This window comes from Phocaeicola dorei, from assembly GCF_013009555.1.
Classification (GTDB): domain Bacteria; phylum Bacteroidota; class Bacteroidia; order Bacteroidales; family Bacteroidaceae; genus Phocaeicola; species Phocaeicola dorei.
Genome location: NZ_CP046176.1, coordinates 55,751 through 70,556, shown reverse-complemented (window position 1 = coordinate 70,556; position 14,806 = coordinate 55,751). Strand labels below are relative to the sequence as shown.

Below are 14,806 nucleotides of genomic sequence, written 5' to 3'. Positions count from 1 at the left end.
GGGAATACTCCATACTATGTTAAATTTAGGTTAGATTAGGTTGTCAGTCTTTGTATATATTCCGGATAGGATCATCATACTGCACTTGAAGACGCAACAATTCGTCTTTCAGTTCTTTTGTTAATTTTTCCGTTCCGGGTTGTCCGTAGATATTATGCATTTCCATACGATCTTCCTGTAAATCATATAGTTCCCAACAGTCTATGTCATTATAAAAATGCATCAATTTATAACGATCTGTACGTACACCATAATGACGGCGGACAGCATGTTCAGCCGGGTATTCATAAAAATGATAATACAATGACTTACGCCAATCGGAAACTTTCTCTCCTTTCAGTAAAGGCAGGAAAGAAACTCCGTGCATATCCGATGGCACCTTCACTCCTGCAAGGTCCAATATAGTAGGGCCATAATCAATATTCTGTACCATTTCATCAATATCACCTTTCTTTCCACCCGGCAAACGGACCATCAGAGGAGTACGGAAAGATTCTTCATACATAAAACGTTTGTCAAACCAACCATGTTCCCCCATATAGAAGCCCTGATCGGAAGTATAGACAATCATCGTATTCCCCATCAATCCATTTTCTTCCAGATATTTCAAGACACGCCCCACATTACGGTCTACAGAATGAATAACTCGCATATAATCATGCATATATTGCTGATATTTCCATTCCGCCAAGGCTTTACCCGTCAGTTTATCCTTTTTGAATCTGGCAATGATAGGATCATAGTGCTTATCCCAAGCAGCCTTCTGTTCCGGGTTCAGAGCATTATACATATTTCTGCCCGCTTCTTCCAGTCCTGTCGTGGTATGGATCTCATTCTCCTTATCCGCCATTTTCAGGTCATACACCAAATCCATATCCTTTATAATACTCATTTCCTGCTTGGATGCAGGAATTCTACCTTCATATTTATCATAGAAGTTTTCGGGCATCGGATAAATCACATCATCATACAAGTCAAGATCACAAAGATCGGGCATCCAGGTACGATGAGGAGCCTTATGATGAATAAAAAGACAGAATGGTTTACTCTTGTCCCGGATACTGTCCATCCAATTTATTGCTAAATCTGTCACAATATTGGTAGCATAACCTTCCCGTTGTACCCGTTCACCATTTTTAATAAATTTCGGATTATAATAATCTCCTTGTCCTATCAGGATGTCCCAATAATCGAATCCTGTAGGTTCAGATACCAGATGCCATTTACCGATCATAGCAGTCTGATAGCCATTAGCCTGAAGCAATTTCGGAAAAGTCTGCTGACTACCGTCAAATGTGGTGGTATTATCCGTAAATCCATTGGCATGACTATGTTTACCGGTCAGCATGCAGGCACGGCTGGGACCACTCAGAGAGTTTGCTACAAAGCTGTTTGTGAAACGGACACCCTCACTGGCTATCCGGTCAATATTGGGCGTCTGCATATAACGTTGGTCATAGGCACTGATCGTCTGATAAGAATGGTCGTCACACATGATATAGACTACATTCATCGTTTTTTTTACCTCTTCAGATTTCTTTTCTTTGCAGGAAGACAGCGATGACAACACCACTGCTCCCGTCAAAGAATATAATAACACAGGTGTTACTCTACTCATATCTTTTTTTATTAACATAATTCCTACCATCCAGGATTTTGTTCCCACATACCACCGGTCAAATCTCCTAACATACGTGTCTGAATGGGTAACAGATAGTCACGGTTGACATTAAATTTCCAACCCGATTCATATCCTGCGGGATTCGTAGGTATAATATAGCGCAACGGATCCCCGGGCTTGCCTGTCAGGAAAAGATTATTTCCCGAAGCTTGATCATAAATTAACTTATCACCATATACAGGATGGTTCTCAAGATTACTTCCCACAAAGAGCGCACCTTTCGGCCATTTGCCCACTATTAATTCGTCCGCAGCAGCCCAGCGCATGATATCTTCCTGACGGCGTCCTTCACAGGCTTTTTCAACCCGGCGTTCACGACGTACAGCCTGAATATACTTATCAAGATTGCGGAAACCATAATCAGCTTCCTGATTATACTCCCTGTCAAGATCCACCGGAGGCATACCTACACGGTCACGTAAAGGTTGCAAGGCATCAATAATTTTCTGCGCATTCCCCACACCATCCAGTTCAGCCAGAGCTTCTGCATAATTCAGCAGGATATCTGCATAACGGAACTGAATAGCCGGTGTGGCTCCCTTGAACTCGGCATCCAGACTGCCCGTATAATCAATTTGCACATGTTTTAATAAAGAATAACCAGTCATATTCTGATTATAGGATGAAGTACCAATCAATGGCGGTACAACATAATAAGGAGCCTTGTCATCCGGACGTAATTGCTGCCCCGGCATACAAACAGTCTGTGACAAACGCGGATCACGCAAAGTCGGCTGCAATTCATTCCCGAACACCTTTTTCGCTTCAATCCGCTCATCACCAACAAACGGTTTACCATCAATTGTCAGATAATCATCCACTAATGAAGCCGTAACACCTACACTCCCTCCTCCTTGATTTAAGTAACGGTTTACATTATTACCAATCTGATCTCCATCATACTGTTTATACCAAAGTACTTCCGGATTACCCGATAAATCTGTAGTCTGAAACATCTGACGATAATCATCCAATTTGTTACCAGTATTATAAATGGCCCATACGCCACGATCCATCACTTCTTTTGCAGCTGCAACAGCCTGATTAAAATAATCGCGAATTTTTTCATCGGTCACCGTAGAATCAAAAAACTTATCATTTTTCGCTTTATGGTATTTTTCCCAAGTTCCTTCAAACAAGGCCACTTCACTTTTCAAAGCACGCGCCACATCTTTATGAATCCGCATGGTAGCACTATTGTTCTGAGTATTGAGATACATCACCGCTTTATCCAGATCAGCCAAAATACTGTCGGCAATAATCGTGCGGTTAGCACGAGGCAATTTCATTTCTTCCATATTAGGATCAAGCGGAGTGTTCACCCACGTCAGGCGCCCATAGCTGATAAACATCTGATAATAATACCATGCGCGGAAATAATAAGCCTCACCCACATACTGATTATAATCAGCAGATCCTTTTTCCACACAATTATCTAAATTACACAGCATAAAATTTAAATTACGGATAGCTGTATAATTTTGCAGTTTGACCGCACTACTCAATGTCGTTTCACCTGCCAAACGGGTACTGACCGAACTGGAAGCCATATTATCACTATGTGTATCTGCCCCGGCAATATATTGTCCACCACCGGCATCAAAACCTTGCGCACGCATTCCATCACCAAAGCTGACATAGTCATATTTATAATTACCTGTCTGATAGAATTGATCCAGATAATTTCTCATTTCCCCCGTACTTGCAAAAGGAATCGTCGTAGACAATACCCCTTCAGGCATCTTATCCAAATCATAGCAACCGGTAAGACCTAACATCAAAACCAGACCCAAAAATATATTTCTTTTCTTCATAATATTCATCAAATTATAAGTTAACAACTAGACCAAAAGATATCACCTTGTTCATAGGATAGTTCTTTCCACCTTCAGCCGTGTAATCATTCTTGGTAAAGATAGCTTCCGGGTCAAACATTCCTTTCAAAGTGGTAAAAGTCAACAAATTCTCACCAGAGAAAAACACCTGCACTTTCTGTAAACCTACCTTTTTTGTCCATACGGCAGGGATATCATAACTCACTGTCAGATTTTTCAGACGACAATAAGCACCACTCTGGAGATAACGGTCACTAAGCGTCATTGTCTTATTACGGAAAGGAACCACTCCTCCTGCTGTATGAATATAAGGTTTTGGATAATAAGCCCCTGTATTTGTCTCACTCCAATAATCCAAATGCTCTTTAAACACCGTCACCTGCGCATAAGGTCCGCTTCCCCAAAAATAAGCTCCCGTACCAGGATCCCAGTCCCGCTTAGCGACCCCTTGGAACATAGCGCTTACGGTTACACCTTTCCAGCTAATTGAACCGTTAATGGTATATTGATAACGAGGAGTGGTATTACCGATTACTGTCATATCACCCATATCATCCAAGGTATTAAGCCCATTATTGATTTTCTTATCCCCATTCAGGTCACGATATTTTACATCTCCCGGCGTCCAAGGTTTACCGCTTATAAAAGACAAATCATAGGTATTATTATACTCATCCGCCTCTGCCTGAGTCTGGATCAGTCCGTCCGCCCGATATCCCCAAATTTCACCAGCTTTCTTTCCTTTATACCAATTATCTTTAGGATTTGTTCTAGTCCCTTCATATTCAGTTACTTCAGCAGTAGCATCCGAAAGAGAACCGCCTATGCTATAGTCAATATCCTTTCCAATTTTTCCACGATAACTCAGCACCAATTCCCAACCACGGTTACGCATACGGGCATTATTGGTTTTAGGAGCGTCTGCACCAAAGAAATCCGGGAAATCCACCGTAGGTCCTAACATATCCTTCGTATCACGTTGAAAAACATCAAAAGAACCGGTCAACGAATTACCAAAGAAACCGAAATCCAAACCTATATTCTTACTCTCCACTTTTTCCCAAGTCGTATTCGGGTTGACTACGGCAGGGGCCTTAGTAAAGATGTGGCGTCCATCAGAGAATATATAATTTCCCAATTTATCATTCAAATCCATAGTAGCGGCAAAAGTATAAAGGGCCGCACCCGCCTGATTACCCAGTAATCCGTAAGAAGCACGAAGTTTCAAGTTGGAAACTACATCGGCTATTGGCATCATAAACTGTTCCCGGGTAATATTCCATCCTAAAGATGCAGATGGAAAGAAGCCCCAACGATTACCTTTGGCAAAACGTGACGATCCATCATATCGTCCATTCAATTCAAGAAGATAACGTCCGTCATAATCATAATTCACACGTCCGAAAAAGCCACGGGTTGCCCAGCCATTACGAGTATCGACTACCGTCTTATCACCGGTTCCCATACCTACATTAGGATTTGAAGTTGAATAAAGTCCGGTAATCGAGTTCTTCATATAACTATAGTCATTATTTTCTTCCTGATAACCTGCCATTACGGTAAAATTATGCTTGTCTCCCAAAGTAAAGAGATAATTCGAATATAAATTTATAGATTGGTAGCGAGTATGCGCATAATAACGGGTAAACTTGCCATCGGGTGATACACCCAACTCATCACGCACACCTTTCGAAGTACTCACCCCGTCAGCCCCATAAATTAACGGGCTCACGTTCAATGCCTCATATTCCAAATCCATCAATTTATATGTATAATCAAAAAAGATAAACCAGTTTTTCACAGGTTGGATATCTAAACCTGCCGTTAAACTAAAACGGTCACGTTGAGTATTTGTATACGTACCACTCTGCAAATAAGGAATCATAGTCAGTTCTGTAAAATGCCCATTCGGATCAATAGGAGCAACTGTAGGACGGAAACGTGCTAATGAATGATAAAAGCCTTCACTAAGCCCTCCGTCACCAAAAGGAGTATCCTCATCGGAATGCATAAACTTCGTATTTACTTTTACCTTCATCCAATCGGTAATCTGAGAAGAAATATTAGCGGCAAAATTATAACGGCTGAAATCCATATCGGCATAACGGAGAATACCATCTTCCGAATAATAACCACCAGAAATATAATATTGTGCTTTTTTGCCACCCCCACTCAAGCTAAGATTATGATTTTGCTTGAATGCCCAATCCTTATAATGCAAATCGAAATAATTAGTATTTCCTACTCCTAATTCTGAATTTTCGAATGCCGGGTTCATATTAGAATTTTTAGGAAGCTCGAACCAAGGATCCACACTACTGGGATCTTTAATATATTGCTGTAATAAACCCATTTTTTCCTCACTATACAAACGAGGAGAACCTGCATTAATACATCCGGCATTCCAATACTGAGCAAATTCATAGGAATCAACCATATCAGGCAATACAGTCGGCGTACTCCAACCTACGTTTCCTTGGTAATTTACACGCATTTTACCTTCCTCACCTTTCTTGGTAGTGACCAAAATGACACCATACGCCGCACGTGCACCATAAATGGCACAAGCAGCAGCATCTTTCAATACAGAAATACTTTCAATATCATTCGGATTCACGTCCGAGAGACTCATTTCCACTCCATCAACCAAAATATAAGGATTCGCATTATTATCCAGATTGCCTTGTCCGCGCAAAGTCAATGTACCACTAGCTCCCGGACGGCCCGTATTTGAGTTGCTCACCAACAACCCCGGAACCATCCCTTGCAAACTCTGTGTGGCATCAGCTACCGGACGACGTTCCAATGCATCTCCTTTCACTGAAGACACAGATCCGGTAAGATTCACTTTTTTCTGTACGCCATAACCTATTACAACAACTTCATCCAACGTTTCGGTATCCTCAGCCAATACAACACTGAAACTAGTCCTCCCATTAATAGGAAGAGTTTGTGTAGCATAACCAATGTAAGACACAACTAAATTTCCTTTGGAAGGAACATTAGAAAGCATAAAGTTACCATCCAAATCGGTTATTGTACCGTTTGAGGTTCCTTCAATTAAAACACTGGCCCCAATTACAGGCTCCTGACTGTTTTTGTCAATTACCTTACCACTGATAGATAAGGATTGGGCCAACACCTCCGATGAGAACAAAAACAGGATAGCTGTCACCAATCCAAGGATTGAAAGCAGTTTTGTTTTTTTATTCATAATAAAAGAATTTAAGGGTTAATTAGATTAAATCTGTTGCAAATATAAACCTCCTCCCCTTGCCTGCACCTCTTTATTTGTCTAATTAATCTCTATACTTGTCTAGAATAGTCCTCATTATCTACCTCTTAGACAAAAAGAAGACCTGAATACTTCCGGATATACCTCATCACCGGAAGACATTCAGGCCTTCTTTCTATATGTTAAAAAAAAGATTATTTTGTTTCCATACTCATCGCTATTCCTTTTTCTAAGCCACGAAGCTCGGCAAGGCCACGCATACGTCCCAAACAAGAATAACCCGGATTTGTTTTCTTGTTCAAATCATCTATCATCTGATGGCCATGATCCGGACGCATAGGAATAGATATTCCACGACGTTGCTGCACTTTCAACAAGTTCTTAACTACATGATACATGTCCACATCACCCTCCAGATGATTCGCCTCATAAAAGTTCCCTTCAGCATCACGTTGGGTACTGCGTAAATGAACAAAATTGATACGGTCTCCCCAACGTTCCATGATACCCGGCAAATCATTCTGTGCAGATACGCCAAATGAACCACAGCACAGACAAAGTCCGTTTGACGGATTAGGTACAGCTTCCACCAACAGCTTGAAATCCGCTTCCGTACTCATAATGCGCGGCAAGCCCAGAATAGACATAGGCGGATCATCCGGATGAATAACCAGCTTTACTCCCATTTCATCGGCTACCGGACAAATTTCTTTCAAGAAGAAAATCAAATTATTGCGGAGCTTGTCCGCATCAATATCCTTGTAACGGTCCAGTTCTTTTTGGAATTGCTCCAATGTAAAACTTTCCTCCGAACCGGGCAATCCTGCAATCATATTTCGTGTCAGACGATGAATTTCTTCCTCATCCATTTGTGCCAGACGCGCTTTTGCCTTTTCTATCTCTTCGGCCGAGTATTCCTTTTCGGCTCCCGGACGTTTCAAGATGAACAGATCGAACGCTACAAAAGCAGCCCGCTCAAAACGCAATGCCTTGGAACCATCGGGCAACGTATATGCCAGGTCCGTACGGGTCCAATCCAGTACAGGCATGAAGTTATAAGTCACAATATAGATACCACATGCTGCCAGATTGCGCAAACTCTGTTTATAGTTCTCGATATATCTCAGATAGTCTCCTGTCTGTGTCTTAACATGTTCGTGTACGGGCACGGACTCTACGACACTCCAAGTTAATCCTGCTTCTTCAATCAATTTCTTGCGCTTCATTATTTCCTCTACTGTCCATACTTCACCGTTGGGAATATGATGTAAGGCATTGACAATACCGGTTGCTCCGGCTTGTTTGATATCCCACAATGATACGGGATCATTCGGTCCGTACCAGCGCCATGTTTGCTCACATAAAATCATATCAAATAAAAAAATTGAGAATTAAAAACTAAAGACTTGTTACATGGCAAATGCATTGAAACCACCATCTACTACGGCTACTGTACCGGTTACAAAGCTGCTGGCATCGCTGATGAGATACTGGATGGTTCCACACAGTTCCTCTGCTTTACCGAAACGTTTGAACGGAGTCTGGCGAATCACATCATTACCACGCTGAGTATATGTACCATCTTCGTTTGTCAACAAAGTACGGTTCTGTTCGGTCAGGAAGAATCCCGGAGCAATGGCATTCACGCGGATGCCTTCACCAAATTTCGTAGCCACTTCATTGGCCATGAACGCAGTGAAATTAGAGATTCCCGCTTTTGCAGCCGCATAACCACATACACGAGTCATCGGACGGAATGCCGCCATAGAAGAGAAATTCACAATAGCCCCTTTCTTCTGCTCCACCATCGGCTTCAAAAATACCTGTGTAGGCAGAACTGTTCCGGTAAGATTCAGATTAAGCACTTTTTGAAACTCATCGACCTTCAAATCAAAGAAATTTCCTGTAGGAGCAATCGTAGCACCCGGCATATTACCTCCTGCTGCATTCAGCAATGCATCTACACGACCATATGCTGCGAGAATATCCTTCAGATTCTGCTCCAATATAGCCTCATCCAACACATTGGTCACAAGAAACATGGCTTCCCCGCCTTTGGCCTTGATTTCGTTTACAATGGCATTTCCTACTTCTGCCTTACGGCCTAATATAACAACCTTGGCACCTTCTTCTGCCAAATGGGCGGCAATAGCCTTTCCCAAAACCCCTGTTCCACCGGTGATTACCACCACCTGGTCTTTTACACTAAACAAATTATTCATGATATTATTCTTTATGGTTTATACCTTTAACACTATCTCGCAAAACAATCAGGCTCTCCGGCCCCATATTAAACAAAAGATCGGCGATACTCAAATTCGGCAGAAAACCGTATTTGGCATCAAAAACTTGATAGTAAGGTTTAGGGCAAAAGTCAGCATCCGCTTCACGCCAGTCACGCTTCGGATGAATAATCTCACGAAAATCAACCTCGCCCGGAACAAATTCCATGCAATATTCCGTTGTTCCTTCCATACGGGGATGAATATCGATCAAATCGCATACTAAAGAACAAATTTCCTGATTATAATCCCACAAGAAGGCATATTTCTTTTCATAAAAGACGTGGAAATCATCAGCATAGTACTCAAAGAAAGGACTATTTCTATATGCAGCCACCAAAGCATTCCAATGTATATGACGCCAATTGCCATGATCCGAAATGCGGACATCCTTCATCAGGCATTTAGGTGTACCGCTTTTTTCTGTAGGGATAGTCAGCGCCAGCGGACCATCGGCTGCCGCAATGACACAACGGTTGCGATAAGTCTGTTTCACATAATTGTCATACTGTTCCACATAGGCCTTCTCACAGGCGAACAGTTTTGTATAATATTCCACCGGGGCCAGATAGGCCGAACTTAAATATATCGTATTCTCCATTATTGCACTCGTTGAAAAATGCGCCCTTTTCTGGATGAAAACCAAATGCGCCAAGCTTTACCGATCAAATGGTCATCGGGCACCAAACCAAATAAACGTGAATCACACAAATTCACCGGATTATTGGATGCCATCCAGTAATAATTTTTATTAAATGTATAGGCTTCTACAGGTTTTCCCCCTACATACAGGGTATCTCCCCTGACAGAAGCCACTCTTCCTTCATGGCGAACAATAGTATTACACAACAAGGTCACATTCCAAGGATATACCTTGACAGGTTTCCCTTTTTCCGGGATCACAAAGGGATGGCTCTTGCTTATATCTTTATGATAGAGAGGAATCAAATCCACTTTTCCTGCCAGTTTTTGTTTTAACAGGTAATATTCATAATGACTGAAGGTACGTATGTACTTCCCCTCGGCATATCCCACTAACCTGTTTCCCTGAATGTTCACTTGCTGCATGGCAGCCTGCATCGTTTCTTCTTCCGTATGAGAATAGACATACAAAGATTTACTATCCGGGCTCAACACTTGTTCGTCAGTCACCCACAGTTCATCATTCAACATCAACGTATCTCCGGGTATTCCTACCACACGACTTATAAACACCTCCCGGTTGCCCACCGACGTTTGAGGAAACCGTGGATTAGGGTTGTTGAACAACACAATATCCCCCTTCCCGGCAGTTTTTCCCAACCATCGCCAGATAGAAAAAGGCACACGAAACCCATAACTCCACTTATTCACCAGAACCCTTTCCCCTTGATAAAGGCTATTCTCCATACCGGTAGAGGGAATGGTGCAGGAGGTGAAAGCAAATGTCTTTACCAACAGTACCAGAATGATAGCAGTAAGCATTGCTTTTATCCATACAGGAATACAGGGTATGCGCAACTTATTTAATATTATCTACAAAGGTAAACAATCGGTTCCAACGTATTTTTCCATCCAGCCAGCCACGGTCATTATCCAATGACAACCAGATAAAGATGGGTTTTCCCACCACATGATCTTCGGGAACAAATCCCCAAAAACGGGAGTCAGCCGAATTATGACGGTTATCTCCCATCATCCAGTAATAATCCATCTTGAAAGTATACTCATCGGTTTCCTTGCCGTTAATATAAATCTTTCCATCTTTCACTGCCAGTTCATTACCCTCGTAAGCATGAATAGGGCGCTCATAAACAGGAAGATTCTCTAGCGTGAGTTTCACCGTCTCTCCCTTTTTGGGAATCCATACAGGTCCGTAGTTATCCGTAGTCCAGTTCTTATACATATTCAGCGGGTATAAGCCTCCCGCATCATCAGCCGGTGTATTCTCAATGCTGACAACAATATCCTTACGCGCCAACAAACCTGCTTTCGCTTTTTCTGTCAGAGGCATATTATAAACAGAAGCATCCGTATAATACATCATCATATCCTCCTTGCTGATACCCAGTTCATGAGCCAAGTCATCGGGAATAGGACGCTTGGTTTTCACCAGATAACGATACTGCACATTATCAGGCTCTTTATTAGCTTTACCATCCAAATAAATAATACGATCCTTTATCTCCAACGTTTGTCCGGGCAAACCCACACATCGCTTCACATAGTTCTCACGGCGGTCTACCGGACGGCTTATTATCTCACCGAAATTCTGTGGATTCTCTTTCAGATACTCCCGTCCCAACTGATAATAATAATCATAGACCACCCGTTGCTGCTCCGGAGTCATGGAAGCCAAATCCACCGGTTTTGCCAGCTCCTTGCCTGCTCCATAACTCAGACGATAAACATCATCATTAGGCACACCAGTGGCAACTGTATCTCCGGCCGGAAAGTTAAAGACAACGATATCATTCAACTGTACGTCCCCCAAACCTTTCACCCGTTTATAATCCCATTGTGGATGCTCAAGGTATGATTTACAATTAAAAAACGGCAATGTGTGTTGCGCCAACGGCATGTGCAGCGGAGTCTGGGGCACACGGGGCCCATAACTCATTTTGCTCACAAACAGATAATCACCCGTCAGCAATGATTTTTCCAGCGAGGAAGAAGGAATCACATAGTTCTGGAAGAAATAGAGGTTGACAAAGTATACTGCCACCAGTGCGAATACAATAGCATCCACCCATCCCATGACGGTCACTACATGACGGTTCTTGGACTTTCTCCACCAAGTCCATGGAATCTTCTTTGTGATATACGCATCGAAGATAAACGGTACAACCACCAATCCCAGCCAGCTTCTCAACCAAACAAGAAATATCAGGTAAAGCGCCAGAACAACGGCAAACTTAATCCACTGTGTACGTGTTGCTTTTATCATATCTTAAAACTGAAATAAATCACTCATTCCTAATAATCCTTCATGCCTGGATGTATATTCCGCCGCCAAAACAGCTCCCAAGGCAAACCCCTTCCGATTCTTGGCATCATGGGTAATTGAGATGCTATCCGCCTCAGAGTCATAGCGGATAGTATGAATACCAAACACCTCCCCTTCACGGATGGAATTTACAGGAAACTCATTCTCGGCACATTCCGATGTTCCCGACACGGTTCCATCCGGTGCCACCATGGTCCCTTTCACCCATTTACTCTTGCGGTTCATATTTTCCAGAATCCCTTCGGCCAGCGTGATGGCTGTTCCGCTGGGCGCATCCAGTTTATGAATATGATGAGTTTCGGTCATAGAAACCTCGTAAGCGGGAAAGTTATTCATTATTTTTGCCAAGTATTTATTTACAGCAGAGAAAATAGCGACCCCCAGACTGAAGTTAGACGACCAGAACAAGGTTTTTCCACCTTTCGTGCATAATTCTTTCACCTCATCACCATGTTTGTCCATCCATCCGGTACTGCCCGATACCAATTTGACACCGGCAGCAAAAGTTTTCATATAGTTGTCATATGCCACCATCGGGTTAGTAAACTCAATAGCCACATCTGCTGATTTAAATGCTTCCGAATTAAAATCATCTTGATTATCAACATCTATAATACTCACAATCTCATGTCCGCGGGCAACTGCAACCTTTTCAATCTCCTTGCCCATCTTTCCGTATCCTATTAATGCTATTTTCATAATTACGAATGTTATTTCAGCCACAAAGATAGCGTTTTTCGTTGTAAACCATTACATTTGCCAAACATTTACACCTCATTAACATGGAACAACTATTACACTATGTATGGAAACATAAAATATTTTCTCTCAAAGAACTGAAAACAACAACCGGCCAACAAGTGGAAGTTATAGATACGGGACTGGCGAATACCGACGCCGGTCCCGGTTTTTTTAATGCCAAGCTCAAGCTGGACGGTGTACTTTGGATAGGTAATATCGAGATACATGAAAGATCTTCAGACTGGTTCAAACACGGACATCATGCAGATGCCGGTTACAACTCTGTCATTCTGCATATAGCCTCCGAAATAGATATGGAAATCAGCAGGAGCAATGGAGAAAGAATCCCCCAAATACAACTCATCTGCCCGGAAGCGGTCCGCACCAACTACAAGGAACTGTTGGAAACAGCCAGCTACCCTCCTTGTTACCGCATCATTCCTTCGCTCTCCCCTTTCACCGCCCACTCATGGATGTCCGCCTTACAGATGGAAAGATTCGAGCAAAAAGCGACCTTATTGAACGAACGGTTAAAACGTTGTCAAGGCAATTGGGAAGACGCTTTTTTTATCACACTGGCACGTAATTTCGGTTTCGGGCTGAACGGAGACGCTTTCGAAACCTGGGCTCATCAGCTTCCCTTCCGGGCGGTAGACAAACATCGGAACGACCTTTTCCAGATAGAAGCCATCTTCTTTGGACAAGCCGGCATTCTGGAAGATTCTGATGGAGACGGATACTATCTCCGGCTAAAAAAAGAATACATCTATCTACAGCACAAATTCGAACTTATCCCGATGAATACTTCCCTATGGCGTTTTCTCCGGCTACGTCCTACTAATTTTCCGCATATACGGATTGCACAGTTAGCATGTCTTTATCATCGTGCCTACGGACTACTCTCTCGCATCATGGAAACGGAGACACTACAAGGTGTCAGAGATATTCTGAAAGGAGGAACTTCAGAATACTGGCTCACTCATTATACATTTGGCGGTTCTTCCCCTTCCCGTCCGAAGACTCTAAGTAACACCTCACTGGATTTACTCATTATCAACACGGTAGTGACATTTCTCTATGCTTACGGACTGCATAAAGGAAATCCTGTACTTTGTGCACGTGCCGGCAGTTTTCTGGAAGAATTGAAAGCGGAGAACAATTATATCACCCGCATGTGGGAACAATGCGGAATGAAAACTTCCAATGCCGCCGACAGCCAAGCCTTGATACAATTAAAGAAAGAATATTGCGATAAGAAAAAATGCCTGTATTGCCGGATAGGGTACGAATATCTGAAAAGAAAATAGAAAAAGGGGACTGAAGTCTTGAACTTCAGCCCCACCTGTTCTTATAATTTTCTGAATAACGACATCACTTTGACAAGCTTTTTACAATAGTGGAAACTATCTTTGAAGAACTTTTCCGACTATCCTTACTCAACTTATCTTTACTTTCCAAATTCATGCTGGTAAAATAGTTATTACCTCGGGTTACTTCCTTCTGATTCTTATCAAACAAAGAATAACTGGTGATATGAAACAAAGTACGCAACGGCTTTTCCTGCCATTTCAAATAATGCTGATTCAAAAATAATACATAATCCGAATCAGTATCCTTTATCAGCTGTTCATACCGATTATCATCCACCTGACTAAGATCCGCATACCTCTCCTCTTCTTCACCTTCCAGTCTGATTTTATCCAACAAACTGCTGATGGCCGCCGCCTTTTCCGAAGTAACGAACTGGTATTTCTTATTCTTATTGGATGCAATAATATTCTTTGCTATAATCTGATTATAAGTATAATCTATGCTATCAGTCGGTATTCCAGTTTCCTCAGTAATCATACTGCCGGGAAAATAGTTGGATTCCACATTGTCGTGAAGTCCTATAACAAGAACCTTTACCAGATTGTTATTAGCCTTGTTAGCACCTTCTTCGTCAGCAGGCGATGCACATACAGAACCTGTCACCCATAATACCAATCCCAAAGCCAATGAGATTTTCTTTAATAAACCAGCTTTCATATTATCCTTTTTTAAATT

11 protein-coding genes are annotated in these 14,806 nt (G+C 42.2%); 1 reads left to right on the top strand and 10 read right to left on the bottom strand.

Annotated features, from left to right (window positions below; translation table 11 throughout):
• Positions 1 to 43 precede the first annotated feature (43 nt).
• The 9 genes from GKD17_RS00265 to dapB form a co-directional block, all read right to left on the bottom strand.
• Positions 44 to 1,618, bottom strand: a complete 1,575-nt coding sequence (locus tag GKD17_RS00265; RefSeq protein ID WP_007841779.1) for a sulfatase family protein — start codon at positions 1,616 to 1,618, stop codon at positions 44 to 46.
• A 23-nt stretch (positions 1,619 to 1,641) separates the two neighbouring features.
• The gene (locus GKD17_RS00260) at positions 1,642 to 3,504 is read right to left on the bottom strand and encodes a RagB/SusD family nutrient uptake outer membrane protein (protein ID WP_007834407.1); all 1,863 of its coding nucleotides are present in this window, start codon (positions 3,502 to 3,504) and stop codon (positions 1,642 to 1,644) included.
• 4 nt (positions 3,505 to 3,508) lie between these two features.
• Positions 3,509 to 6,730 carry a SusC/RagA family TonB-linked outer membrane protein gene (locus GKD17_RS00255; RefSeq protein ID WP_007834405.1) on the bottom strand — a complete coding sequence of 1,074 codons (3,222 nt, stop codon included), beginning with the start codon at positions 6,728 to 6,730 and terminating at the stop codon, positions 3,509 to 3,511.
• Between the two features lie 215 nt (positions 6,731 to 6,945).
• A complete protein-coding gene (uxuA, locus tag GKD17_RS00250; protein ID WP_007834403.1) occupies positions 6,946 to 8,121 on the bottom strand; it encodes a mannonate dehydratase in 1,176 nt (391 codons plus the stop codon).
• A gap of 39 nt (positions 8,122 to 8,160) precedes the next feature.
• A complete protein-coding gene (locus GKD17_RS00245; RefSeq protein WP_005838725.1) occupies positions 8,161 to 8,973 on the bottom strand; it encodes an SDR family oxidoreductase in 813 nt (270 codons plus the stop codon).
• Positions 8,974 to 8,977: 4 nt separating this feature from the next.
• Positions 8,978 to 9,634: a WbqC family protein gene (locus tag GKD17_RS00240; RefSeq protein WP_007834402.1), complete on the bottom strand. Its 657-nt coding sequence runs from the start codon at positions 9,632 to 9,634 to the stop codon at positions 8,978 to 8,980.
• Complete coding sequence (gene lepB, locus GKD17_RS00235) at positions 9,634 to 10,497, bottom strand: signal peptidase I (RefSeq protein ID WP_007834401.1); 864 nt, start codon at positions 10,495 to 10,497, stop codon at positions 9,634 to 9,636. Before lepB (GKD17_RS00235) ends, GKD17_RS00240 begins: the two co-directional genes overlap by 1 nt.
• 37 nt (positions 10,498 to 10,534) lie before the next feature.
• A complete protein-coding gene (lepB, locus tag GKD17_RS00230) occupies positions 10,535 to 11,959 on the bottom strand; it encodes a signal peptidase I (RefSeq protein WP_007834400.1) in 1,425 nt (474 codons plus the stop codon).
• A 3-nt stretch (positions 11,960 to 11,962) separates the two neighbouring features.
• A complete protein-coding gene (gene dapB, locus GKD17_RS00225) occupies positions 11,963 to 12,718 on the bottom strand; it encodes a 4-hydroxy-tetrahydrodipicolinate reductase (RefSeq protein WP_005849815.1) in 756 nt (251 codons plus the stop codon).
• Positions 12,719 to 12,801: 83 nt separating this feature from the next.
• Between dapB and GKD17_RS00220 the strand changes: the two genes are divergently transcribed.
• Complete coding sequence (locus tag GKD17_RS00220) at positions 12,802 to 14,067, top strand: DUF2851 family protein (RefSeq protein ID WP_007834399.1); 1,266 nt, start codon at positions 12,802 to 12,804, stop codon at positions 14,065 to 14,067.
• Between the two features lie 64 nt (positions 14,068 to 14,131).
• Here GKD17_RS00220 and GKD17_RS00215 read toward each other — a convergent pair whose 3' ends face one another.
• Entirely contained in the window at positions 14,132 to 14,788 is a 657-nt protein-coding gene (locus tag GKD17_RS00215; protein ID WP_007834397.1) for a hypothetical protein, read from the bottom strand.
• Between the last annotated feature and the right edge of the window lie 18 nt (positions 14,789 to 14,806).

Excerpts from the sequence above, each read along its gene's own strand:
- GKD17_RS00265 (WP_007841779.1), bottom strand. The coding sequence starts at position 1,618 with ATGAGTAGAGTAACACCTGTGTTATTATATTCTTTGACGGGAGCAGTG.
- GKD17_RS00260 (WP_007834407.1), bottom strand. The coding sequence starts at position 3,504 with ATGAATATTATGAAGAAAAGAAATATATTTTTGGGTCTGGTTTTGATG.
- GKD17_RS00255 (WP_007834405.1), bottom strand. The coding sequence starts at position 6,730 with ATGAATAAAAAAACAAAACTGCTTTCAATCCTTGGATTGGTGACAGCT.
- uxuA (WP_007834403.1), bottom strand. The coding sequence starts at position 8,121 with ATGATTTTATGTGAGCAAACATGGCGCTGGTACGGACCGAATGATCCC.
- GKD17_RS00245 (WP_005838725.1), bottom strand. The coding sequence starts at position 8,973 with ATGAATAATTTGTTTAGTGTAAAAGACCAGGTGGTGGTAATCACCGGT.
- GKD17_RS00240 (WP_007834402.1), bottom strand. The coding sequence starts at position 9,634 with ATGGAGAATACGATATATTTAAGTTCGGCCTATCTGGCCCCGGTGGAA.
- lepB (WP_007834401.1), bottom strand. The coding sequence starts at position 10,497 with ATGCTTACTGCTATCATTCTGGTACTGTTGGTAAAGACATTTGCTTTC.
- lepB (WP_007834400.1), bottom strand. The coding sequence starts at position 11,959 with ATGATAAAAGCAACACGTACACAGTGGATTAAGTTTGCCGTTGTTCTG.
- dapB (WP_005849815.1), bottom strand. The coding sequence starts at position 12,718 with ATGAAAATAGCATTAATAGGATACGGAAAGATGGGCAAGGAGATTGAA.
- GKD17_RS00220 (WP_007834399.1), top strand. The coding sequence starts at position 12,802 with ATGGAACAACTATTACACTATGTATGGAAACATAAAATATTTTCTCTC.
- GKD17_RS00215 (WP_007834397.1), bottom strand. The coding sequence starts at position 14,788 with ATGAAAGCTGGTTTATTAAAGAAAATCTCATTGGCTTTGGGATTGGTA.